Source organism: Desulfuromonas versatilis (genome assembly GCF_019704135.1).
GTDB classification, from domain to species: Bacteria; Desulfobacterota; Desulfuromonadia; order Desulfuromonadales; family NIT-T3; genus Desulfuromonas_A; species Desulfuromonas_A versatilis.
This window is the reverse complement of the sequence record NZ_AP024355.1, coordinates 408,885-431,010: the sequence shown is the minus strand read 5'-3', so window position 1 is coordinate 431,010 and position 22,126 is coordinate 408,885. Positions and strand designations below refer to the sequence as shown.

Below are 22,126 nucleotides of genomic sequence, written 5' to 3'. Positions count from 1 at the left end.
GGTGCGGGCAAAGCCGCTTATTTCTTTTTCCCGCCCTGCATCTTCGTCCGGAGCAGGTCTCCCAGGGTTCCCATGCCCGCGGCGGCATCCTGCTTGACATAGCGGCGGAAATCCTCCTCCGGTTCGGCCTCCTGCTCGGCCTGGGCGGAGCCGGCCAGGGCCAGCGAAATGCGCCGGTTCTCCGGGTCGACCCCCTCGATGCGCACCTCGAGGTCCTCCCCTTCCCGAACCACCTCCCGGGGGTGGTTAATGCGCTTGCCGGCCCCCAGCTTGGAGATGTGCACCAAGCCGTCGATCCCCTCTTCCAGGGTAACGAAGGCGCCAAAGGGGGCCAGCCTCGCCACCTTGCCGCTATGCACCGAACCCTCGGGATATTTTTGCGCCACCAGGCTCCAGGGGTCGGCAAGGGTCTCCTTGAGGCTGAAGGAGAAGCGGTTATTTTCCCAGTCGAGGCTTTTTACCGCCACCTCCACCTGCTGGCCCACGCTGAGCACCTCGCCGATGTCCTCGACCCGGCCCCAGGCGATCTCCGAAATGGGGACCAGCCCCTCGATGCCGCCGATATCGACGAAAGCGCCGAACTTCTGCAGCGAGGTGACCCTCCCCTGGACCAGCGCTCCTTCGGCAAGGGTCCCCTTCAGCTGCTCGCGCAGCCTCAGGCGCTCCTCCTCGAGGATGGCGCGGTGGGAGACGACGATGTTGCGGCCGCGCTCCTCGTAACGGGTGATGCGGAAGGGCAGATGCTTGTCCAGGTACTCCTCGGGGCCCTGGCTACGCCCCAGCCCCATCTGCGAATAGGGGCAGAACCCGCGCGTTCCCCCGGAGAGGCGGATTTCATACCCCCCCTTGATCTCCTTGACCACGCTGCCATCCACGGGAATGCCGCTGCGAAAGGCCTCCTCGAGGCGGGCGTCACCCGCCCCCGCCCCGCCGATGCGGGTGGTGAAACGCAACTCGCCGCCGGCGCGGGAAAGAAAGTAGACCGCCAGGGTATCGCCCTCGGCGACGCCCAGGTTTCCCTCCGGGTCGAGCAGTTCCTTTTTGTCCAGCACCCCTTCGCCCTTCTGGCCGACATCGAGAAAGACCCAGTCGGTAGATATTTTCAGCACCCTCGCCTCGATTTTCTGGCCGGGCTCCAGGCGGGAGGTTTTGACCAGGCTCTGTTCCAGCAGCGCGGCAAAGTCTTCGCTTTCCGGCGAATCATCCAGTTCGTCGTGATCGTCAACCATAATTGCGGTTTCCTGTCTTCAAATAGGCAAAATCGGGAAAATTGCGGGTCCTGGCGGGTATTCTACCTGCTTTTTTCCCCCAGTCCAGACAAACCTTTTCTCCAGGACAGGCCCCAGAGAAAGACGCACCTCCCCCTTCTTCCACCGGGAGGGTTGCACCGGTTTTCGCCTCCGGCACGCGCACCGCACTTCAGGCAGGCTTCAGATCAGCCGAAAAGGGCACTGACCACCAGGGTGAAAAGCACCAGCGAGCCTGCCAACAGGCCGATCTGGAAATAAAAATAGCGTTTTTTTTCTTTTTCCGACATGCGGTATCCTCCCCTTATCGGGATAGCGGACTACACTCGCATTATACCTCGATGACCATTTTGGCAACAAATGACCAATGCCCTGACCCGCCGGCGCCTTCGAGCCGCTGTTGAGGCGGAAAATCCGCTGTATAATAGGAATTACCAGGAAGATCGAAAAATCTGCGAAGGGGGTGGAACTATGCGAACACAGGACTTGAAGGACCGCTGGGATCAGATCAAGGAAAACCTCAGGGTGCGTTGGGGCCGGATGCGCGAGGAGGACCTCGACCGGTTTCTGCAAAAACGGCCGCAAGAACCCAAACCTCACGCCAAGGAAGAAAGCGGGCATCACGCCGACGAAAGTTCCGGATCCGAGTAGACAGCGCAGAATGCTATGGTTTCCCATCGGCTACAGGGCCGATTTTTTTTTGTTCTTGGCCTTTTCGTTTTTGCCCCGGAGCCGTACCGGGAAAATGGGTGATGCGGCGGGAAGCAACCGGCCCCCTCCCCAGGCGCTTCCCGCTGCATCGACGGATTTGGGGCTGTGCCCCCCGGGCGGAGCCCCCCCTCCTTGCCTGCGGGAAATCAGGGCAGCTCGTCATCCAGAACGTGCACCTGGACAACCGCGGAGGGATTGACGGCTTTGTAGACCTCATCGGAACTTCGGTCCTGATCGACGCTCAGGGTAATCTGGCAGTTCTGGACCTTGTCGGATTCCAGGTCATCCACCCCCGAGATCCCCACGCCCTGCTCCTGATCCCAGTTGGTGGCGTTGAAGGTCAGGGAGGCTTGGTTCGCCACCACCTCTCCGGTGTCGCTGCTCGCCACCTGCAGGACCACCGATCCCGTCGGGCGTGTGTTCAGGCGCACGGTGAACTGATCCAGCCCCCCATTCTCCATGATGCTGAGGCTGTTGGGCAGGGCGGTAATCCCCGCCGCATCGTCGTCGATGACCGTGACGGTGACCACGCGGGGCTCCAACAGGGTGTAACCGGTCAGGTCGCCGGTGGCCGCCTCGTCGATGTCCAGACTCAGCAGGACCGACTTGTTGCCATCGATTTCCGGGTCATTCCTGCCGGTGACCGTAACCGTTTCCGCATTGGCTTCGGACCAGCTCTCGGGGGTGAAGACCAGGGTGGTTCGGTTGACCGACAGTTCGGCCTGGTTGGTACCTTCGTTTTTCACCGCGACGACCACCTCGCCATCGGGGACCGTGTTCAAAAATACCCGGAAGGTGGCGCTGCCGCCCGCCTCGAGAACCGCGAGTTTCTCCGGCGCGGCAGTAACCCCGGCGGCATCGTCATCGATCACGGTCATCTTGACCAGGCCGACCGGGGCCGCGGCCAGGCCCGCGTAACCGGTGCTGTCACTGGTCGCGCCGGCATCCACCCGCAAAGCGATGTCCACCGCCCGGTTGCCGTCCGCGGCATCGTTGTTGACTCCGGCGACGGTAAAGCTCTGGGGGGCAGCCCAGTTGGATGAATTGAAAGTGAGGGTGGCCGGGGTAAGCGAGACCCTGTCCGAGCTGTTGGTATCGACCTTCAGCACCACGTCTCCGTTGGGTGCCGTGTTGAGCATGGTGGCGACCGTGGCGGTTCCGTTGTTCTCGGAAAAGGTGGTGGCCGATGGGGTGGCCCTGACCCCGGGGGACGCGCCGCCATCGTCCCCGCCGTCGGAGACGCTGCCGCAGCCGGCTGTGGCGGCGAGCCATGCGGCGAGAATGGAAATCCCCCCAAAACGTACAATTTTGCCTAAAATTCCCGACATATACTCCTCCTGTAGGTGCTGCGATCGCTCAAGCCCCTCCATTTTCTGAGAAAACACCCGGATCACTCCGCGGGTGGTGGTGGCGGCGGTGGAAGGTTCTGCAGGGTGACGGTCACATCGGGGACATCCCCGGTGGCCACCAGGCTGCGGTAGCCGGTCGTGTCATTCGTCCCGTCCAGATTCACCGCCAGCGACAGGGTGATGATCTGGTCGGCACCGACGACCTGCTCGGCCACCCGCGTCACGACGACATTCTGGACCGTCGACCACTCGGCAGGGGCGAAAACCACCTGCTCGCTGCTCAAGGTGATGCTCGGATCGGGATTGCTCAGATCGATCAGCACCTCGCCATCGGGCCTGGTATTCAGCACCACGGTTATCGTCCCGGTGCTGCCGGCATGCCCCAGAACGATGGGATTGCCGTCCCGGGTGCCGACCGTGACCCCCGCCACGTCGTCGTCCTGCACCGTGATGCCCAGGGTTTGGGGCTCCAGATCGGCATAGCCGGTCTCATCGAGGGTCGCCGCAACATCGACCGCCACCACGATGTCGAAGCCCTGGTTGCCGTCAGCCACCGGGTCGTCGAGCCCCTTGACGCGCACGGTCTTGAAATCATCCCAGCTGTCGGGGGTGAAGATCAGCTGCCGATCGAGCACCTCGGCTTCGGCTGGCCTGCCGCTGGTGAAGCCGATGACCACGTTGGCGCTTGGCTGGCTGCTCAATTTCACCTCGAAGGAATCGACGGTTCCCGTCTCGGAAACCACCAGGGGGCCGCCGCTCAGGGTAATCTGCGCCTGGTCGTCGTCTTCCACCGTCACCGGCAGGGTGAGGGCCGGCAAGTCCTTGTAACCGGTAGTGTCGCCGCTGGCGGTGTCATCCACCGCCAGGGTGATGTCGAAGCTCTGGTTGCCGTCGGCCAGAGCGTCGTTCACCGCCTGAACGCTCACCGGCTGGGCACTTTTCCAGTTGGCGGAGGTGAAGGTCAGGGGCGAAGCGACCGTCGCTTCGCCAGGCTTGCCGCTGGTCAGAGCGATCACCACGTCGCCGTCCGGCTGGGAGCTCAGACTCACCTTGAAGCTCGCCGTGTTGCCGGGAGCCGCTTCGGTAAGGGTCAGGGACTGCTTGTCCAGCGCGATCTGCGCCAGGTCGTCATCCTCCACGGTGACCGAAACGCTCTGGGCAGCGAGCTGTCCATAGCCCGTCGAGTCCTGCGTGGCATCGACATCCACCGCCAGGGTGATGTCAAAGGTACGGTTGCCATCAGCCATCTCGTCGTCCACCGCTTCGACGCTCACCCTCTGCGCAACGCTCCAGTTGCCCGGGGTAAAGCGCAGGGGCGAATTCACGGTGGCCTCGCTGGCGTCACCGCTGAGCAGGTTGATCACCACATCCCCATCGGGCTGGCTGCTCAGGTTGACCTCGAAGCTGCCCGTGTCGTTCGGAGCGGCCTCGGAGATGGTCAGCGATCCCCGGCTCAGGGTGATCTGCGCCTGGTCGTCATCCTCCACCGTCAGGGTCAGGGATTGAGCCGGCAGATCCGGGTAGCCGGTCTGGTCCAGGGTCGCCGAGGCGTCCACCGCCACGATGATCTCGACGCTCTGGTTGCCGTCGGCCAGGGCGTCGTTCACCGCCCGGAGGGTGGCCGGCTGCTTGACCTTCCAATTGCCCGGGGTGAAGCGCAGCGGCGAGTCGACAGTGGCCTGGCTCGGGTCGCGGCTGGTGAGGGTGATCACCACCTCGCCGCTCGGCTGGGAGCTTAGTCCCACCAGGAAACTCCCCACATTGTCGGCGGCCGCCTCGGAGATGGTCAGCGCGGTCGCGGACAGGGTGACCTGAGCCCGGTCGTCGTCTTCCACCGTCAGTTCCACGACCTGCGCCGGCTGGGTCTTGTAGCCGGTGGTGTCCTGGGTCGCCTCCCTGTCCACCGCCACGGTCAGGTCGAAGGTCTGGTTGCCGCCGGCCAGGTCGTCGTTCTGCCCGGCCACCTGCACCGTCTGGGCGCTTCGCCAATTCTCGGGGGTGAAATTCAGCGGGGAATTGACCGTCGCTTTGGTCGGATCGTCGCTGGCGATGCGGATCACCACCACGCCGTCGGGCTGGCTGGTCAGCCCCACAGCGAAGCTGGCCGTGTTGTCCGGAGCCGCCTCGGAGACGCTCAGCCGGGTCGCGGTGACGGTGATGTTGGCGCTGTCGTCGTCCGCGACGATCACCGCGATCTTTTTCGGCAGGACGCTCTTGTAGCCGGTGGTGTCCAGGGTTTCCGCCCCGTCCACCGTCACGCTCAGCTCGAAGCTCTGATTGCCGTCGGCCAGATCATCATCGACCCCGGTAACCGTCACCTCCTGGGCGGTTTGCCAATCTCCCGGGGTGAAGGTCAGGGTAGGCTTGTTGACCTTGGCTTCCGAATCGTCGGGGCTGGTGATCCGGACCACCACCCTGGCGTCCGGCTCGCTGGTCAGACCGACTTTGAAGCTGTCGGTGGTCCCCGATTCGGAGAGGCTCAGCAGTTCGCCGATGAGGGTGAGGTCCGCCGTATCGTCGTCCTCGACCTGCACCGGAATAAACTGGGAGGGCAGTTGCGGATACCCGGAATCGTCCGCGGTGGCCGCGGGGTCCACCGCCACGGTGATATTGAAGCGCTGGGTGTCGTCGTCGATGTCGTCATCCTGGCCGGTTACCCTCACGCTCTGGGGGTTGCTCCAGTTGCCGGCGGCAAAGGTCAGCCGGGAGGGGCTCACTGTCGCCTCCTCCCGATCGGCGCTGGCGATGTCGAACACCACCGCGCCGGTCGGCTCGGAATTCAGCACCACGGCGAAGTCCTGCGAAGTGCCTGCTTCGGAGACGGTGAGCGGCAGCGCCGGCGCGCTCAGGGTAAAACCGGCCTCGTCGTCATCCATGACCGTGACCTTGACCATTCTCTGCGCCAGGGCCTGGTAACCGGTGCCGTCGATGGTGAGAGCGGCATTGACCTCGACCGAGATGTCGATGCTCTGGTTGGCGTCGGCGACATCGTCGTTGACCCCGATGAGCTCTACCAGCTGGGGCTTCCACCAGTCGTCGGCGTCAAAGGTCAATTGCCCCGGCTGGACCCTCGCCTCCCCGGGATCGTGACTGGTGAGGTCGATGACCACCTTGCTGCCCGTCTCGTTGCCGGCCTGCAGGGGCTTGCTGGTCAGCACCACGTTGAAGTAACCCGTGCCACCCTGTTCGGAAAAGCTCGTCCTGCCCGGCACCACCGTGAGCCCCACCGAGTCGTCATCCACCACGGTGACCAGCACGTCGGCCACCTCGGAGGGCTTGAGCAATGCATAGCCCGTGGTATCGGTGGTCAGGGCCGGATCCGGATTGACGTCGACGGCGACCCGCACGCTCTGGCTGTCGTCGAAATCGGAGTCATCCACGCCGTAAACGGTCAGGGTCCGGGGCACCGCCCAGTTGTCGGCGGTGAAGGTGAGCCGTGGCTGATCCACCACCGCCTCGGTTGCATCGGTGCTGGTGACATCGATCACGACGTTGCCGTTGGGGCGGGTATTGAGACCCACCGTGAAGGTACCCGAGCCCCCCCCTTCGGGGAAGATGAGCGGATCGTGGGTGACCGTCACCCCCGCCTTGTCGTCGTCGGTGACGGTCACCGAGAAGCTTTTGCTGGTCTGCAGGTAACCGGTGGTGTCCCCGCTCGCGGCGCCATCGCAGCCCAGGGCGAACTCCACCAGGCGGTTGCCGTCGGCGACCCGGTCGTCCTTGCCGTAAACCCAGATCCGTTGGGGCGTCGCCCAGTTTTCCGAGTTGAAGCTGAGCTGCTGCGGCTCAACCCAGGCCTTCGCATCGTCCCTGCAGACGATCTTCATCACTACCGTTCCGTTGGGCGCGGTCTGCAGTCGCACCTGAAAATCCTGGACGCCGCCGTTCTCCGAAAGGGACGCCGTGCCCGGGGCAACCTCCACCCCTGGAGCGGCCCCCCCGCCGCCGCCCCCGGAGCCGCCGCCACAGCCGGGAACCTGCAACAGACAAAGCAGCCCGAACAGTGCCGTCCCGAACATCCGCCGGATGGTTACCCTGGTTTCTGCGCTCATCATCTGTACCCCCTTCAGCACGGCACGCCGAACCGCCCAAGCTCCTTTGCGCCGCCACCCGCCGCGAAAAGGGATCCCTCCTTCGGGGGAGCGATTGCCGTCCCCGCGGACGCCTGGGTCAGGCCGGCAACTGCCCCAGTCAGCCAGAAATTAAAAAATTTTATTCATAATATTAGCCAGCCATAATGCTTTGTCAATCCAGGAGCCGCAAAAGAAACCACCCGGAATTTGGGCAGAAAACACCCCCCTGGAAGGTGGAAACCCAGGGGGGTCAGTGATATCCGATGGTTGGGGGAATCCTTAGAAGTGGCAATTGAGGCCCAGGCTCAAAAAGCGGATGTCCCCGTCATCGCCGGCCAGTTCCAGATCGGTCTCCTGGGTATATTCGACTTCCACGCTGAAGATCTCGTCGAGTTGCCAACCTGCTCCAATGCCCCAGGAGAGGCCGGTGGTCTCATCCTTGAAATCGTTCCCCGAGCGATCGACGTTGATATCGACGTAGTTGACCCCCAGTTTGAGCTTGCCGTACAACCGGTGCGGGCTTCGATAGGCAAGCCAGACTCCCAGGGTGTTGAGGTCCCATTTGCCGTCGAAGAACTCCGCCTTGGAAATTTCCCCATCCTCGATGGAGGCGGTGAACTCGCCCTCTACGGCCAGCCGTCCGTATTCGAAGCCGTAGACATCCCTGCCCACCAGCGCTCCGAGGTTGCCGGCGTTGTCCATGCCACCGATATCCGAAATCATCGGTCCGCCCTTGATGCCGATATACCAGGCGTCAGCAGGCGAAGGGCAACTCCACCCGAGAACCAGCATCAGCATCCCCCAAAAACATCCCACCCCGATCTTCAATTCGCCCTCCTTTGTGCCAGGTTCCCCCTGGTGAAAAGTTTGTCCTTGTTAATATATCCGAATTAAGAAAAATTTCAAAACCCTCAGCCTTAGCCGGCCGGCTGTTCCGTATACCGAAAGGGGGAAATTATCCATTCCCTTTTTCCGCAAGTTAGGGTAAAAAAAGCTGTTCTGGCGGTTGCGGCCTCCGCCCCCACCCGGCTGAATGCAGGGGCGACCCAGCGCTCCGGCCGGCGGCCAGGACGAAAAAAAAACCAACACCAGGTTCTCCGAGCCTGTCCGCCTGAAGGCAATGCCATGGCGGCAGGCCGATGGGTCGCGCGGGAAACGGCGCGGCCTCCCTTCCGGAAAGGGGGACCCTTTCCAGGACGCCGCCGCAAGGCATGCACCTGAAAAGGGCTTTTTCTTACCGGAAAAGCCCTTTTTCACTTTTTATCGACCGCCTGAGGGGAGCACACGACCGACGTGGATTTCATCTGGCAATCCCTGGCCACCTCCTTGACTCTCATCGCCGCGCTGGACGTCGAGGTGTTCCGCACCGTCTGGACTTCGCTGTACACCTCGGGTTGCGCCATCGTCGCCGCAGCCCTGGCCGGAATCCCCATCGGCCTGCTGATCGGCATCGGCCGTTTTCCCGGCCGGCGCCTGGCGGTCACCCTGCTCAACACGCTGATGGCCCTGCCGACGGTGGTCATCGGTCTGGTGGTCTACGGCTTTCTCAGCCGCCAGGGCCCCCTGGGCAGCTGGGGGCTGCTGTTCACCCCGATGGCGATGATCATCGGGCAGACCGTGCTGGCCACCCCGATCATCGCCAACTACACGGTGGCGGCCATTGCCGGGGCTGACAGCCGCATCCTGCCCACCGCCCAGACCCTCGGGGCCGGCCGCTTGCAGGGGTGGCTTCAGCTGCTCATCGAGACCCGCTTTGGGGTCATGGCGGCGGTGATCGCCGGCTTTGGGCGGGTGATCGCCGAGGTCGGCGTGGCCATGATGCTCGGCGGCAACATCCGCGACTACACCCGCACCATGACCACCGCCATCGCCCTGGAAACCAGCAAGGGCGAATTCGCCTTCGGCCTGGCCCTGGGGATCATCCTCATGACGGTGGCCCTGGTGGTCAACCTGATTCTCAACCTGCTGCAGCAGAGGTGACCTCCGTGACCCCCCTGTACGCTTTGCGCGACATCGAATATCGCAACGGCACCGGCTTCACCCTGCAGGTGGATCAGCTGCACCTGCATCCCGGCCGCATCTACGCCCTGGCCGGTCCCAACGGCTCCGGCAAGAGCACCCTGCTGCGGCTGCTGGCCCTGCTGGCCCGCCCACAGCGGGGGCAAATCAGCTTCGGCGGAGCCCCCCTGAGCTTCGAAGCGACAGAACTGCAGCGGCACCGCCGCCGGGTCACCCTGGTTGAACAGACCCCCTACCTGTTCGACCGCAGCGTCGCCCACAACCTCGCCTTCGGCCTGCGCCTGCGCGGAGTGCGCGGCGAGCAGCTGCGCCGCCGCTGTTCCCTGGCGCTGGACCAGGTGGGACTTGCCGGCTTCGAGCAGCGCCGCGCCCGCCAGCTCTCCGGCGGCGAAATCCAGCGCGTGGCCCTGGCCCGGGCGCTGGCTCTCGAACCCGAGGTGCTGCTGCTTGACGAACCGACCGCCAATCTCGACCGTCAGACCATCCTCGCCCTGGAGCGGCTGATCGCCGACTTGCCCTCCCGGGGCATAACCGTTATCATGGCCACCCACGACCCGGTTCAGCCCAAGCGCCTGAACGGCGAGCTGGTCCGGCTGGTCGGCGGGCGCCTGGCCGACCCTCCGCATCCTCCTGAAAACCGGCCACAAACCAGCCCGGAGATATCGACATGCCCGCGTCCTTTGAACAAGCGCGAACGCTGATCCTGGAAAACGTCGCCCCGCTGGGGACCGAGCGAGTCTCGCTGCTTGAGGCGGCCGGAAGGATTCTCGCCGAAACTGTCACCGCTCCCTGGGACATGCCCCGCTACGACAACTCGGCCATGGACGGCTACGCGGTGCGCGCAGCCGACTGCGCGCCGGGGGCCGAGCTGGTCCTTACCGGCTATATCCCGGCCGGCGGCATCCCCGAGCCGGCGGTGGAACCTCGCTGCGCCGTCAAGATCATGACCGGCGGCCCGATTCCGCCCCAGTGCGATGCGGTGGTCCCCTTCGAGCAAGCCGAAGAGACCAAGGGTCGGGTGACCCTGCGCGGCGAGGTGCGCCGCCGCGACCATATCCGCTTCCGGGGCGAGGACATCGCCACCGGGGCGCAGGTGCTTACCCCCGGGACCCTGCTGCGCCCGGCGGAAATCAACCTGCTCGCCAGCTTCGGCAAGCCCTTCGTCACCCTCTACCGACGCCCGCGCGTGGCCATCCTCTCCACCGGCGACGAGCTGGTGGAACTGGGCGAGCGGCTTGATGTGGGGAAAATCGTCAACAGCAACGCCCTCTCCCTGGCCGCAGCGGTCAAGGAGGTCGGCGGCGAGCCGTTTCTGCTCGGCATCGCCCGGGACAACGCCGAAAGCCTGCGGGAGAAGCTGGTCGAGGGGCTGCGCGCCGACGTGCTGATCACCTCGGCGGGGGTCTCGGCGGGCGATCTCGACCTGGTCCGCGACATCCTGGCCGAGCTCGGCGTGGAGCAGGTCTTCTGGAAGGTCGAGATCCGCCCCGGCCGCCCCACCGCCTTCGGTCTGCGGGGCACCCAGCCGGTCTTCTCCCTGCCCGGCAACCCGGTAGCCACCATGATCACCTTCGAGGAGTTCGTCCGCCCCGCTCTGCTCAAGATGATGGGCCACCTCTGCCCCATCAAACCCTACGTCAAGGCGGCGCTCAGCGAGCCGGTCCGCAAAAAGCTCGGTCGGGTCCAGTTCCTGCGGGTCTGCGTGGAGCGTAAGGAGGGTTGCCTGGTGGTCGCCAGCTCCGGGGACCAGCATACCGGCATTCTGCGCACCATGGTCCGCGCCAACGGCATCGCCACGCTGCCCGCCGACCGCGACCGTTTCGAACCCGGCGAAGAGGTGGACGTGCACCTGATCACCGGGCTGGATTATGTGTAAAGCCGTAAATCGTAATGAAGTAATAAGTGATCGGTGAAAAACCTGCTACTTCCCTTTAGTCTCTCTTTCCAGGAGCTGGTTTCTATGTCCCCCAAAGCCCTATCTTTCGTCGCCAAGTCGGGCACCGGCAAGACCACCCTGCTCGAGAAGGTCATCAGCGAGCTCAAGTCCCGCGGCTACCGCATCGGCGTGGTCAAACACGACGCCCACCGTTTCGACATCGACCATCCGGGCAAGGACAGCCACCGGCTTACCGCCGCCGGGGCCGACACCATGCTGATCAGCTCCCCGGAAAAGCTGGCGCTGGTGAAAAAGCACGCGGAGGCGCTGCCCATCACCGAACTGCTCGCCACTTATTTCGGTGACGTCGACCTGGTGCTCACCGAGGGGTTCAAGAAGAGCGGCCTGCCCAAGATCGAGGTCCACCGCCAGGAGCGCAGCGCCACCCTGCTCTGCCGCGGCGAGGAGAACGACCCGACCCTGGTGGCGGTGGCCAGCGACGAGGCGCTGGAGCTCGACGTGCCGGTGCTCGACCTCAACAACCCCGCCCAGGTCGCCGATTTCGTCGAAAAGACCTTCCTGGCCTGAGCCCCGGAGGACTTCATGAGCTACGGCATGACCCGCGACCAGGCCTGGGAGCTGCTCACCCGGCACGTGCAATCCCCCAACATGCTCAAGCACTGCCTGGCCAGCGAGGCGGTGTTGCGCTCCTTGGCCGTGCGGCTCGGCGAAGACCCGGAAAAATGGGGACTGGCCGGGTTGCTGCACGACTTGGATGTGGAGCAGACCGCCGAGGACATGACCCGTCATACTCATCAGACCGCCGTGATTCTGCGCGAGGCGGGAGTTGCCGAGGAGATCATCGACGCCATCCGCCTGCACAACGAGATGGCCCACCCGGAGAAGCGGTCGACCACCTTCCAGCACGCCCTGGCCGCTGGCGAGACCATTACCGGACTGATCATCGCCACCGCCCTGGTCTACCCCGACCGGAAGCTGGCCAGCGTCAAGGCCAAGTCGGTGCGCAAGCGGATGAAAGAGAAGGCCTTCGCGGCCGGGGCCAACCGCGAGATCATCCTCGAATGCGAAAAAACCGGGATTCCCATCGACGAGTTTTGCGAACTCTGCCTGCAGGCCATGCAGGGGATCGCCCCCGACCTCGAACTCTGACCACCCTCCAGGGGCGCTGACCGCGCCCCTTTTCTTCTCTTCCCCGTTGCAATGGCGCCGCATTGTGTTTCAATTTACGAGTTGCCGTATTAATGCAATCGGATTCCGCCTGCCTGTAATCACCAGCGAACTGGCCCACCCCAGGTTCGCAGGTCACCAGGCCACTACCTGCCGGTGAGCTGATGACGCCGATCACTCCGGAAAACCTCCCCCTGCTCAAACTGGTGCTCGCCGTCCTGCTTGGCGCCCTGACCCCGCTGCTCGGGTTTCTCGCCGGCGGCACCGTGGCCGCGGTTTTGCTGGAAATTTACGGGGGAGAAAAGAATAACCATCGGAAACTGGCCGCGGCTCTTTTCGCGCGGACCCTGCAGGGTCAGACCGTGGCCTTGCCGACCCTGCTGCTGGTGGCGGCGGCCCTGGCCTGCGCCGGGCTGGTCTACCCCGAAACCGGGCTCGGCCCGGCCTTCGCCGCGGCCTCCCTGCTGCCGTTGGCTGTAGGGCTGGCCCTGCTGCATCTGCGCCCGACCCTCACCGCCAGGCCCTCCTGCCCCGCCTGGCTCGGCTCGGCGGTGGTGCTGACCGGCGCCGGGGCCCTTTTCGCGGCGATGTTCGTCCTGCTCAGCGGCCTCGCCCTGCTGCTGCACCCCGATCAGTGGCCCCACCTGGGCAGGCTCCCCTGGCTGATCCTTTCCTGGAATGGGCTGGCGCGTTTTCTGGAGATTCTGGTTCTCTCCTTCGGTCTCACCGGGGCCGTCATCCTGCTTTGCGCCGCCGCCGAAGGCGGCTCCACGCCCGGCGCCGAGGGATTCAGGCGCTTCGCCTGCCGCACCGGGGCCGTGCTGGCCCTGGTCTCGCTGCTGGCCTGGCCGCCGCTGCAGCTCTGGGGCCTGTACACCCTGGCCGGCCAGGCGCGCTCTGGCTTCCTGTTCGCCCTGGCCATCGCCGCGCTGGCGGTGGGCCTGGGCCTGGCGCTGATCCTGCTGAATCTTCTGGAAACCTCCTCCCCCGCCCTGGCCAAACCCGCCCTGCTCGGGTTTCTGGCCCTGTTTCTGACCGGGGCGCTAAGCGACCATAACGCCCGTGGAACCCACCTCAACGAGCAGACCCTGCCCCAGGGCCGGGCCCGGGCCGCGGCTTTTTACCCTAAGGCAGCAGCTCTCCCCGAACCGCCCTCGACCGCAGCGCCGGCTCCGGCCCCGAGCGCAGCCGCCGCTGACGGGGAGGCGGTTTTCCAGCGCATCTGCGCCGGCTGCCATGCCTTCGACCGGCGGGTGGTCGGCCCCCCGCTGAATTCCGTACTGGGTAAATACCAGGGCCGCCTCGCTGAACTCAAGGGGTTCATCCGCAAGCCAGTGAAGATCAACCCCGATTACCCGTCCATGCCCCAGCTCGGCCTGGCCGAGCCGGAGATCGACGCGGTGGCCCGCTACCTGCTGCAACGGGCCGGAGAGTAAGCCATGCCGCTGACCCTCAACCAAGCGCAGAGACGCTTTCTGACCCGGCTGGCGCCGCGGGTGCTGCTGCTCGGCTTTTTCACCACCTTCGTCCTGCTGGTGGCAGGCATGGCGCTCTATTGGTGGCAGGTCCAGCGCGCCCCGGAGCAGCCCATCGCCTTCCCCCACACGGTGCATGCCGGCAGCCTCCAGCTCCCCTGCAGCTACTGCCACATGTACGCCGACAAGTCCCCCCGGGCCGGGGTGCCGACCCTCGACATCTGCATGTCCTGCCACCGCAGCATCGCCACCGACCGTCCGCAGATCATCAAGCTCACCGAGCATTACCAGGCCAGGCGCCCCGTCGCCTGGAACCGGGTGCATGAACTGCCCGATTTCATCTATTTCACCCACAAACGGCACGTCCGGGCGGGGATCGAATGCTTCGCCTGCCACGGCAACCTGGCGGCCATGACCAAGGTCCGCCGGGTCCGGACGCTGCAGATGGGCTGGTGCGTGACCTGCCACAAGAGCAACGGCGCCTCCATCGACTGCGCCACCTGCCACCTCTAGGGAGATCCATGGATCGTCGCAATTTTCTGCAGATACTCGGCCTTTTCTCCGGCGCCACGGTGCTCAGCTCCTGCGGCTCGCAGGACGGCCAGAAAAAGCTGATCTCCTACCTGGTCCCCCCGGAGGACGGGGTGCTGCCGGGGCAGGCCCTCTGGCAGCCCGGCACCTGCAACGAATGCCCGGCGGGCTGCGGCGTCCTGGTGCGAGTGCGCGAGGGACGCCCGGTCAAGCTCGAGGGGAATCCGGATCACCCGGTGAGCCGCGGCGGGCTCTGCCTTCGCGGCCAAGCCTCTCTCTGGCGCCTCTACCACCCCGACCGGGTGCAGACCCCCCTGCGCCGCGACGGCGAGAACTGGCAGCCGGTCAGCTGGGAGCAGGCTTTCGGGCAGATTTTTACTGCCCTGGACCAGGCCCGGCAGCAGGGGCGCGAGAGCTTCTACCTGGCCGGCCGCAGCACCGGGACGCTCTCGGAGCTGATCGACGATTTCTGCCGCGGCCTGAACCTGACGCGGCTGCCCGAGTTCGAACTGCTCGGCCATGCCGCCCTGCGCCGGGCCTATGAAGCTGCCTTCGGCATCGCCGATCTGCCCGGCTACCGCATCGGAGAGGCCGACCTGCTGATCTCCGTCGGCGCAGACCTGCTCGAAACCTTCGCCAACCCGGTCGGCCAGGCCGGCGGTCTGGCCGCGGCCAGAGAGAAGGGATCCTTCCGCTGGTTTCACCTCGAGCCGCATTTCTCCCTGACTGGCGCCAACGCCGACCGCCGGCTCTCGCTGCGCCCGGGCAGCGAGGCGGACCTGCTCGCCTACCTGCTGCGGCAGCTTCAGGACTCGGGCCGCGCCCGGCTGCGGCTGCCCGAAATGCTTCTGCAGGCCCTGCCCCAAGTTTCCTCGGCCCAGGCGGCCGAGACGACGGGCCTTGCCCCCGATGAACTCAGCGAACTCGCCGAGGCGCTGGCCGCGGCGGAGAATCCCCTGCTGATCGCCGGGGGCGTCGCCACCGCCCGGGATGGCGGCGTGCCCACCGCCCTGCTGGCGGCCCTGCTGCAGTGGAGCGCCGGCATGCTCGGGCGCACGGTTTCCTTCGACCAGCGGCTGAACTACGCCGGGGTGGGTTCCCCGGGCGGGCTTGACCGCTTGGGCCGGCAGCTGCAGGAAGGGCGGGTCGGGGTGCTGTTCGTCTCCCGCGCCGACCCGGTGCTGCACGCCCCCTCGCCGGGCTTTGCCGAGGCCCTGGGCAAGGCCGGACTACGGGTCGGGCTGGTCGACGTCCCCGACGCGACCACCCGCCACCTCGACCTGCTGCTGCCCCTCAGCCATGCCCTCGAAAGCTGGGGCGATGCTGAACCCCGCCGCGGTCTGCGCACCCTGATCAGGCCCGCGGCCAAGCCCCTCCACGACACCCGCGAAGAAGGGGAGGTGCTGCTCGGTCTGCTGCGGAAAAAGCAGCAACCGGTTGCCGCCAGCTACCAGGAGCACCTCTTCGCCGCCTGGGAGAAACGCTATTCCCAGCCCGACCTCGAGGCTTTCGCCCGCACCGGTTTCATCGAGGAGGCGCTCCCCGCCGAACCCTCCGCCCTGGACGCTGCGGCAGCCGCCGGTTGGCTCACCCGGCACGGCCTGCCCGCCCCGGCGACAGGGCCGCAGCTGGTGGTCGTCCCCTCGCTGCGCAGCTTCGACGGCCGCAGCCGGGTCATCCCCCTGCTCGAGGAGATCCCCGATCCGCTGACCACCATCAGCTACGGCGGCTGGGTGTCGGTATCGCCAGCTGACGCCGAGCGTCTCAAACTGGCTGACGGGGATTTGTTGCGCATCGCCGGCAAAGGGTTGGAAGTGGAACTGCCGGCCAAAATCCAGCCGGGACTCCAAGGTGGAATTTTCCTGGTGCAGCGCGACCACCTGCCCTCCGGGGTGCTCGGCATTGATCCGCAGAGCGGCGAGGCGCTGCTGAGCCTGGACATCAGCGGGGCGACCAGGGTCGGCGGCCAGACCGAGCTGCCCATTCTCGCCGGCTCGAGTTCCCAGCAGGGGCGGGGCATCATCCCCGACCCGGTGCATCTCGAGAAGCACCCGCCCCATCCCCAGGCGAGCCTCTACCCGGAACACGCCCACCCCGACTACCGCTGGGCCATGGCCATCGACCTGAAGCGCTGCACCGGCTGCAGTGCCTGCGTGGCGGCCTGCTACATCGAGAACCACGTCCCGGTGGTGGGCAAAAAGGATCACCTCAAGGGGCGCGAGATGTCCTGGCTGCGCATCGAGCCCTTTTACGATGAGCAGGGGCGGGTGGAGTTTCTCCCCATGCTCTGCCAGCACTGCCACAGCGCCCCCTGCGAGCCGGTCTGCCCGGTCTACGCCGCCTATCACAACGGCGAGGGGCTCAACGTGCAGGTCTATGCCCGCTGCGTGGGAACCCGCTACTGCTCCAACAACTGCCCCTACAAGGTGCGGCGCTTCAACTGGTGGGACCACCGGCGCCGGCCGCCGCTGGACAAGCTGGTCAACCCCGACCTGCCGCTGCGCACCCGGGGGATGATGGAAAAATGCACCTTCTGCATCCAGCGCATCCGCGCCGGCCGCGATGCCGCCAAGGACGAGGGGCGCAAGATCCGCGACGGCGAGGTGGTCACTGCCTGCGCCCAGAGCTGCCCGGCGAAGGCCATCGCCTTCGGCAACCTGCTCGACGAGACTTCGCAGGTCTACCGCTGGGCCCACTCGAAGCGGGCCTACCGGGTTTTCGAGGAGCTGGGAACCCAGCCTTCGGTGTATTACCTGCGGTAGGAGTCAGCAGATCTTTCTGTAGGCAGCGAATCCGACAGATCGGTCGGATCGGTCCGATCCGTCGGATCAAACGGGACCAAGGTCACACACTAACCACGGGGGCACGAAAAGAACATGACTGGCAGCAACCACCCCCCAACAATGGATCCCCGCGAGCAGGTCGAGCGGGACGTGCTGGCGGCCATCTCGCGGCCGAGCCTCAAGTACCTGGGGGCGGTGGCGCTGTGCGCCCTGCTGGTGGCAGTGGGCATGGGGCTGTTCGCCTACCAGTCGTTTGTCGGGCTGGGGGTGGCCGGGCTCATGCACCCGGTCAACTGGGGGGTCTACATCACCAACTTCGTCTTCTGGGTCGGGATCGCCCACTCGGGGACGCTGATCTCGGCGGTGCTGTTTCTCTTTCGCGCCAGGTTCCGCACCAGCTTCAATCGGGCCGCCGAGGCGATGACCGTCTTCGCGCTGATGGTCGCCGGCCTGTTCCCCCTGATCCACCTGGGGCGGGTCTGGATCTTCTACTACCTGCTCCCCTACCCCAACCAGCGCCAGCTCTGGGTCAACTTCCGCTCGCCGCTGATCTGGGACGTGTTCGCCGTCACCACCTACATGCTGGTCAGCCTGGTCTTTTTCTACGTGGGGATGGTCCCCGACCTGGCCATCGCCCGGCGGCGTTTCTCGGGCTGGGGCAAGAAGATCTACGGCCTGCTCTCGCTGGGTTGGACCGGCACCCTCAACCAGTGGCGCCACTACAAGTGGCTCTATATCCTGCTCGCCGCCTTCGCCACGCCGCTGGTCGCCTCGGTGCACTCCATCGTCTCCTGGGACTTCGCCGTCAGCATCATCCCCGGCTGGCACACCACCATCTTCGCCCCCTATTTCGTCGCCGGGGCGATCTTCTCCGGCACCGCCATGGTCATCACCCTGGTCTACCCCATGCAGCGCATCCTCAAGCTCGAGAGCTACATCACCGTCGACCACTTCGAGGCCATCGCCAAGATCCTGCTGTTCACCTCGCTGATCGTCAGCTACTCCTACGTCGTCGAGACCGGTCTGGCCTACTACGGCCACAACCCCTTCGAGGCCGAACAGTTCCGCTACCGCTCCTTCGGCGACTACTGGCTGCTGTACTGGGTGATGATCCTCTGCAACTCGCTGCTGCCGCTGACGCTCTGCGTCAAACAGCTGCGCCGCAACCTCAGGTGGCTGTTCGGCGTCTCGATCCTGGTCAACGTGGGGATGTGGATCGAGCGCTTCGTGATCATCGTCAACTCCCTGGCCCGGGATTACGACCCCTACGCCTGGGGGACCTACGCGCCGAGCTTTGTCGAGGTCGGCATCACCCTGATGTCCTTCGGCCTGTTCTTCCTGCTCTACCTGCTGTTCCTCAAGACCCTGCCGGTGCTGTCGATGACCGAACTTAAGGAGCACATGTGATGGGCGAAAAGCTGAGCTTCGAATCGCGGGAGGAATTTCTCGCCAAGCTGCGCGAACTCCAGGCGGCCGGGGCGGACCTGAACCGGGCGCAGATCCACATGCCGTTTCTGGTCCCGGAGGTCGAACAGATTCTCGGCACGCGCCCGGGCTTGGTGCGTTTTTTCGCCGTGGCCGGCGGACTCTCCGGATTTCTCGGCGGGCTCGGCTTCACCATCTACACGGTACTCTCCTGGCCGCTGATCACCGGCGGCAAACCAATCATCTCGCTGCCGCCGTTTCTGCTGATCTCCTACATCCTGACCATCCTGTTCGGTTCGCTGGCGACCTTTGGCGGTTTTCTGCTGCTGGCCCGCCTGCCGAGCCCCCGGGGCATGGCCCCCGAGCAGGAACACGGCAACCGCTTCGTCATCATTCTGCCGGGGGAGGAGGGGCCATGGAAACGCTGAAGCTGCGCCAGGGTCATTTTTACCTGTTGCTGCTGGTGCTGGCCGGCGCCCTCGGCTTCGTCGAGTACGGCGGCATGGTCAAGCCCCGCGGGGCGCTGCTGACGACCCTGGTGTTCTGGACCATGCTGATCCAGGGGTGCGTGGCGCTGGCCGCGGTCACCGAGCTGATCGGGGCGCGCTGGATCGCCTCGCTGCGCCGCGAACTGCTTGCCGCCTGCCCGCTGCAGCTGCTGGTGATCGTCCTTTATCTGCTGATGCTCCCCCAGCTCGGCCTCTACCCCTGGACCGAGGAGCCCGGCCGCTGGCTCAACCCGAGCTTCTTCATCGGCCGCAGCCTGGTCCTGTTGGTCCTCTGCTACTGGGCCGGCAGGCGCTTCGCCCGCGCCTCGCTGGCCGGCAGCGAGGCGAAAAAACCCTGGGCCGTGACCTACCTGGCGCTGTTCGTCACCACCCAGAGCCTGGTCGGCTTCGACTGGGTCATGTCCCTCGAGTACCCCTGGTACAGCAGCCTGTTCGGCGCCTATTTCTTCGTCGAGGCGCTGTACTGCGGCATCGCCCTATCGGCCCTGCTGTTTCTGTTTGTCCACCGCAGCCGCGAGGGTCGGGACCCCGATCGCGCCCGGCGCCACCTCGGCGATGTGGGCACCCTGCTGTTCGGTTTCAGCGTGCTCTGGGTCGGGCTGTTCTTCACCCAGTACCTGCTGCTCTGGTACGGCAACCTTCCCGAGGAGGTCGGCTTCATCCTGCGCCGGATATCCACGGCCCCCTTTCTGGCGCTGTGTTGGCTGCTGATCGTCGCCAGCTTCCTGGTCCCCTTCACCGTGCTCATCTCCCGGCGGGCCAAGGGCCACCCCGCCGTGCTCGGCGCGGTGGCGGCCACCGTGCTGGCCGGACAGCTCATGGAAAAACTCTTGTTCATCCTGCCGGTGGTCCCCCTGCATTTTGGCTCGCTGGTCACCCAGTTCGTACTGGTGGCCGGCACCTGGCTGCTTACCGTGCACAGCAGCGAGTGGCTTCTTCCCGCCTCCGACAGCCAATAGGACCGGGCAACTATTTCATCTCAGGGAATTGGGGGCAGCATTATCCTGGCGAGGTCAAAAGCGATGAGGCCGAGGGGAAACCCCGGCCTCATCGCTATTACATCAGCAGGGATGGACACTGCCACTCCCCACCACCTTGGGCTTCAGATTCTTTTTCATCGTTTCTTCACCTCCTTGACTGGGCTCGGTTTCATCACTCGGAGACCTGGGTTGTCCACCCTCGGCCACAGGGGCACATCCCCTATCTGTAAGCTTCAAGTTCGTATATGGAATAGCCATTGTCACTGGCGCTGCTACGACATTCGATACGCAGGTATTGAGCTGAGCGGGCAGGGAAGGTTACCTCCTCGCGTCCTCCACGACGGTCCCTCATCTCCCGGACCGTGGTCCAATCCCTACCGTCGCTCGAGACCTGAACGCGATACTCCCTCGCGTAATAGTTGTGCCAATTGATAACCACCTTGCTTACCGAATAGGAACCGTTGAGGTTCACCCGCAACCATTGGGTGTCTTTGTCCCTGGTCCACCATCGGCTGCTGGTATTGCTGTCCACGGCCTTGGCCGCCTCATAGCCGCTTTCCTGGCGTGAAGCGGTGGCAAGCTTGCCCAAAGCAAGGTTCCCCATGGTCATGCCGCCACCGGCCCCGCCGCTGTTGTTTACAGTCACAGCTATTGCCTTGGTGCTGATCGTCCCCTGGTCGTCCTCGGCTTGGATGTTGATGGTGTGGGACCCATCGAGGGTGGTCATATTCTGGCTGCCATAGGGGATGTACCGGGAATCCCACTGGGTTGTCCAGGTCCCCGAAGCAGAAGAATTCGGGCCGCTCATCAGGATTTTCGAACCCTGGTCGACCCAGAAATAGACCCTTCGGACTTGGCGGTTGTCGGTGACCCTCGCCTGAATCTCGACTGTCCCCGCTACCGTTGCGTTTTCAATGGGCTTTTCTATCGTGATGACGGGCGCTCCCGGTATCCCCGAGGCCTGGACTCCGTCGAAACTGGGCACGTTATATATTTTTCCGCCATTGTTAATGGCCTTGAGATTGAACATGAGAGTCGGATTTTTCCAGCGAAACCCGCCCTCGTCGTTCAGATCCTCGCCGTTGGGCTTTATATCCTCATAATTGTCCTCCATGAAATCCTCATTGCCGTTGCGCGTGTATTGGCTCCAGAAAACGGCGAAGATCCCCTTGCCCGCAGGATAGACCGGCCCCCCGGGGCTGGCCCGTCCGCTGGGGATTACCAGATAGCCGACCGCCTGCCCCGGAGCTGCGTGAAAGGGAGGTGGATCACCAGCGGTCTGAGCCTGATTCATATGGCAGGAGACGCACGCGCCGTAGTCCTGCACCGGCCCGCCATTGTCATGCATAGACAACCCGTGGCATTCGCGGCAGGCTGCCTGCATCGGCCGGTCCTGGGCGAAGGCCGGCACCTTGTGGCAATGGGTGCAGGTGCCTCCCTGGGCCGATGCCCCCCGGTGATGGACAGTGTTACCCTGACCCGGTTTCAACGTGTGACAAGCCAGGCAGTCTCTGAACTGGGAGATCAGATAAACTCCAGTCCCGGGATCAAACTGCAACTGGTGGCAGGAGAAACAGGAATACACCTCCCCCGGACTGGAGCCCGGCGCATCGGTTCCCGGAGGGATCTGTCTATCCTCAAGCCCATGATGCCGGTCGGGCAGGTAATCGGCCAGGGTGACATTCGGGTCCTCATGGCAGACCCTGCAGTCGAACTCAACCATCTGATTGTAGGCTTCGGGGATCCCGATGAACCCGCCAACCTCAGCAGCGACCGCGACGCCTGCGCCGGCCATAAACATCCCCAGAATCATTATAGCCAGTCGGGAAATTGCCCAAACCATTCCCTTCCATGTTTCTTCGCACCAATAAATCACTCCCACAGCGACCTCCCTCTTGTTCATTTTCCTTTCCCAGCCTCGAAAGCGTGAATGAGCAGCATTGCAGAGATCCGACAGGGG

17 protein-coding genes and 1 riboswitch are annotated in these 22,126 nt (G+C 64.7%); of the genes, 12 read left to right on the top strand and 5 right to left on the bottom strand.

The features are described 5' to 3' along the window. Positions 1-17 precede the first annotated feature (17 nt). Positions 18-1,229: a 30S ribosomal protein S1 gene (rpsA, locus tag DESUT3_RS01875; protein WP_221250780.1), complete on the bottom strand. Its 1,212-nt coding sequence runs from the start codon at positions 1,227-1,229 to the stop codon at positions 18-20. 489 nt (positions 1,230-1,718) lie between these two features. On the opposite strand from rpsA, the gene DESUT3_RS01870 reads away from it, so the two are divergent. Continuing rightward, entirely contained in the window at positions 1,719-1,898 is a 180-nt protein-coding gene (locus DESUT3_RS01870) for a hypothetical protein (RefSeq protein WP_221250779.1), read from the top strand. Positions 1,899-2,104: 206 nt separating this feature from the next. Here DESUT3_RS01870 and DESUT3_RS01865 read toward each other — a convergent pair whose 3' ends face one another. The 3 genes from DESUT3_RS01865 to DESUT3_RS01855 form a co-directional block, all read right to left on the bottom strand. Next, positions 2,105-3,286 (bottom strand): Calx-beta domain-containing protein, encoded by a 1,182-nt coding sequence (locus DESUT3_RS01865; protein WP_221250778.1) that lies wholly within the window; start codon positions 3,284-3,286, stop codon positions 2,105-2,107. A gap of 62 nt (positions 3,287-3,348) precedes the next feature. After that, positions 3,349-7,362 (bottom strand): Calx-beta domain-containing protein, encoded by a 4,014-nt coding sequence (locus DESUT3_RS01860; RefSeq protein ID WP_221250777.1) that lies wholly within the window; start codon positions 7,360-7,362, stop codon positions 3,349-3,351. Positions 7,363-7,659: 297 nt separating this feature from the next. Next, positions 7,660-8,208: a porin family protein gene (locus DESUT3_RS01855; RefSeq protein ID WP_221250776.1), complete on the bottom strand. Its 549-nt coding sequence runs from the start codon at positions 8,206-8,208 to the stop codon at positions 7,660-7,662. Positions 8,209-8,463: 255 nt separating this feature from the next. Then, positions 8,464-8,579: riboswitch (molybdenum cofactor riboswitch) on the top strand. 94 nt (positions 8,580-8,673) lie between these two features. On the opposite strand from DESUT3_RS01855, the gene DESUT3_RS01850 reads away from it, so the two are divergent. The 11 genes from DESUT3_RS01850 (at position 8,674) to DESUT3_RS01800 (ending at position 20,145) form a co-directional block, all read left to right on the top strand. Continuing rightward, on the top strand, positions 8,674-9,360 hold the full coding sequence (locus DESUT3_RS01850; protein ID WP_221250775.1) for an ABC transporter permease: 687 nt from the start codon (positions 8,674-8,676) through the stop codon (positions 9,358-9,360). 5 nt (positions 9,361-9,365) lie between these two features. After that, complete coding sequence (locus tag DESUT3_RS01845) at positions 9,366-10,100, top strand: energy-coupling factor ABC transporter ATP-binding protein (protein ID WP_221250774.1); 735 nt, start codon at positions 9,366-9,368, stop codon at positions 10,098-10,100. Then, positions 10,067-11,275, top strand: coding sequence for a molybdopterin molybdotransferase MoeA (locus DESUT3_RS01840; protein ID WP_221250773.1), 1,209 nt, complete (start codon positions 10,067-10,069; stop codon positions 11,273-11,275). The genes DESUT3_RS01845 and DESUT3_RS01840 overlap by 34 nt, the downstream gene beginning before the upstream one ends. 84 nt (positions 11,276-11,359) lie before the next feature. Next, positions 11,360-11,863, top strand: a complete 504-nt coding sequence (gene mobB / locus DESUT3_RS01835; RefSeq protein WP_221250772.1) for a molybdopterin-guanine dinucleotide biosynthesis protein B — start codon at positions 11,360-11,362, stop codon at positions 11,861-11,863. Between the two features lie 15 nt (positions 11,864-11,878). After that, positions 11,879-12,445 (top strand): HDIG domain-containing metalloprotein, encoded by a 567-nt coding sequence (locus DESUT3_RS01830; RefSeq protein WP_221250771.1) that lies wholly within the window; start codon positions 11,879-11,881, stop codon positions 12,443-12,445. Between the two features lie 182 nt (positions 12,446-12,627). Continuing rightward, positions 12,628-13,899 carry a c-type cytochrome gene (locus DESUT3_RS01825; RefSeq protein ID WP_221250770.1) on the top strand — a complete coding sequence of 424 codons (1,272 nt, stop codon included), beginning with the start codon at positions 12,628-12,630 and terminating at the stop codon, positions 13,897-13,899. Positions 13,900-13,902: 3 nt separating this feature from the next. Then, positions 13,903-14,451: a cytochrome c3 family protein gene (locus DESUT3_RS01820; protein ID WP_221250769.1), complete on the top strand. Its 549-nt coding sequence runs from the start codon at positions 13,903-13,905 to the stop codon at positions 14,449-14,451. A gap of 8 nt (positions 14,452-14,459) precedes the next feature. Further along, positions 14,460-17,231, top strand: a complete 2,772-nt coding sequence (locus tag DESUT3_RS01815; RefSeq protein ID WP_221250768.1) for a 4Fe-4S dicluster domain-containing protein — start codon at positions 14,460-14,462, stop codon at positions 17,229-17,231. Positions 17,232-17,345: 114 nt separating this feature from the next. Beyond that, a complete protein-coding gene (gene nrfD / locus DESUT3_RS01810) occupies positions 17,346-18,659 on the top strand; it encodes an NrfD/PsrC family molybdoenzyme membrane anchor subunit (RefSeq protein WP_225911597.1) in 1,314 nt (437 codons plus the stop codon). After that, positions 18,659-19,105, top strand: coding sequence for a quinol:electron acceptor oxidoreductase subunit ActD (locus tag DESUT3_RS01805; RefSeq protein ID WP_221250767.1), 447 nt, complete (start codon positions 18,659-18,661; stop codon positions 19,103-19,105). Before nrfD ends, DESUT3_RS01805 begins: the two co-directional genes overlap by 1 nt. Beyond that, positions 19,093-20,145 (top strand): hypothetical protein, encoded by a 1,053-nt coding sequence (locus DESUT3_RS01800; RefSeq protein ID WP_221250766.1) that lies wholly within the window; start codon positions 19,093-19,095, stop codon positions 20,143-20,145. The genes DESUT3_RS01805 and DESUT3_RS01800 overlap by 13 nt, the downstream gene beginning before the upstream one ends. A gap of 241 nt (positions 20,146-20,386) precedes the next feature. Here DESUT3_RS01800 and DESUT3_RS01795 read toward each other — a convergent pair whose 3' ends face one another. Then, complete coding sequence (locus DESUT3_RS01795) at positions 20,387-22,069, bottom strand: discoidin domain-containing protein (protein ID WP_221250765.1); 1,683 nt, start codon at positions 22,067-22,069, stop codon at positions 20,387-20,389. Positions 22,070-22,126 lie beyond the last annotated feature (57 nt).

Coding starts and splice junctions, on each gene's coding strand:
- DESUT3_RS01800 (WP_221250766.1), top strand. CDS start 19,093: ATGGAAACGCTGAAGCTGCGCCAGGGTCATTTTTACCTGTTGCTGCTG.
- mobB (WP_221250772.1), top strand. CDS start 11,360: ATGTCCCCCAAAGCCCTATCTTTCGTCGCCAAGTCGGGCACCGGCAAG.
- DESUT3_RS01860 (WP_221250777.1), bottom strand. CDS start 7,362: ATGATGAGCGCAGAAACCAGGGTAACCATCCGGCGGATGTTCGGGACG.
- DESUT3_RS01825 (WP_221250770.1), top strand. CDS start 12,628: ATGACGCCGATCACTCCGGAAAACCTCCCCCTGCTCAAACTGGTGCTC.
- rpsA (WP_221250780.1), bottom strand. CDS start 1,229: ATGGTTGACGATCACGACGAACTGGATGATTCGCCGGAAAGCGAAGAC.
- DESUT3_RS01820 (WP_221250769.1), top strand. CDS start 13,903: ATGCCGCTGACCCTCAACCAAGCGCAGAGACGCTTTCTGACCCGGCTG.
- nrfD (WP_225911597.1), top strand. CDS start 17,346: ATGACTGGCAGCAACCACCCCCCAACAATGGATCCCCGCGAGCAGGTC.
- DESUT3_RS01815 (WP_221250768.1), top strand. CDS start 14,460: ATGGATCGTCGCAATTTTCTGCAGATACTCGGCCTTTTCTCCGGCGCC.
- DESUT3_RS01795 (WP_221250765.1), bottom strand. CDS start 22,069: ATGAACAAGAGGGAGGTCGCTGTGGGAGTGATTTATTGGTGCGAAGAA.
- DESUT3_RS01805 (WP_221250767.1), top strand. CDS start 18,659: ATGGGCGAAAAGCTGAGCTTCGAATCGCGGGAGGAATTTCTCGCCAAG.
- DESUT3_RS01840 (WP_221250773.1), top strand. CDS start 10,067: ATGCCCGCGTCCTTTGAACAAGCGCGAACGCTGATCCTGGAAAACGTC.
- DESUT3_RS01865 (WP_221250778.1), bottom strand. CDS start 3,286: ATGTCGGGAATTTTAGGCAAAATTGTACGTTTTGGGGGGATTTCCATT.
- DESUT3_RS01830 (WP_221250771.1), top strand. CDS start 11,879: ATGAGCTACGGCATGACCCGCGACCAGGCCTGGGAGCTGCTCACCCGG.
- DESUT3_RS01870 (WP_221250779.1), top strand. CDS start 1,719: ATGCGAACACAGGACTTGAAGGACCGCTGGGATCAGATCAAGGAAAAC.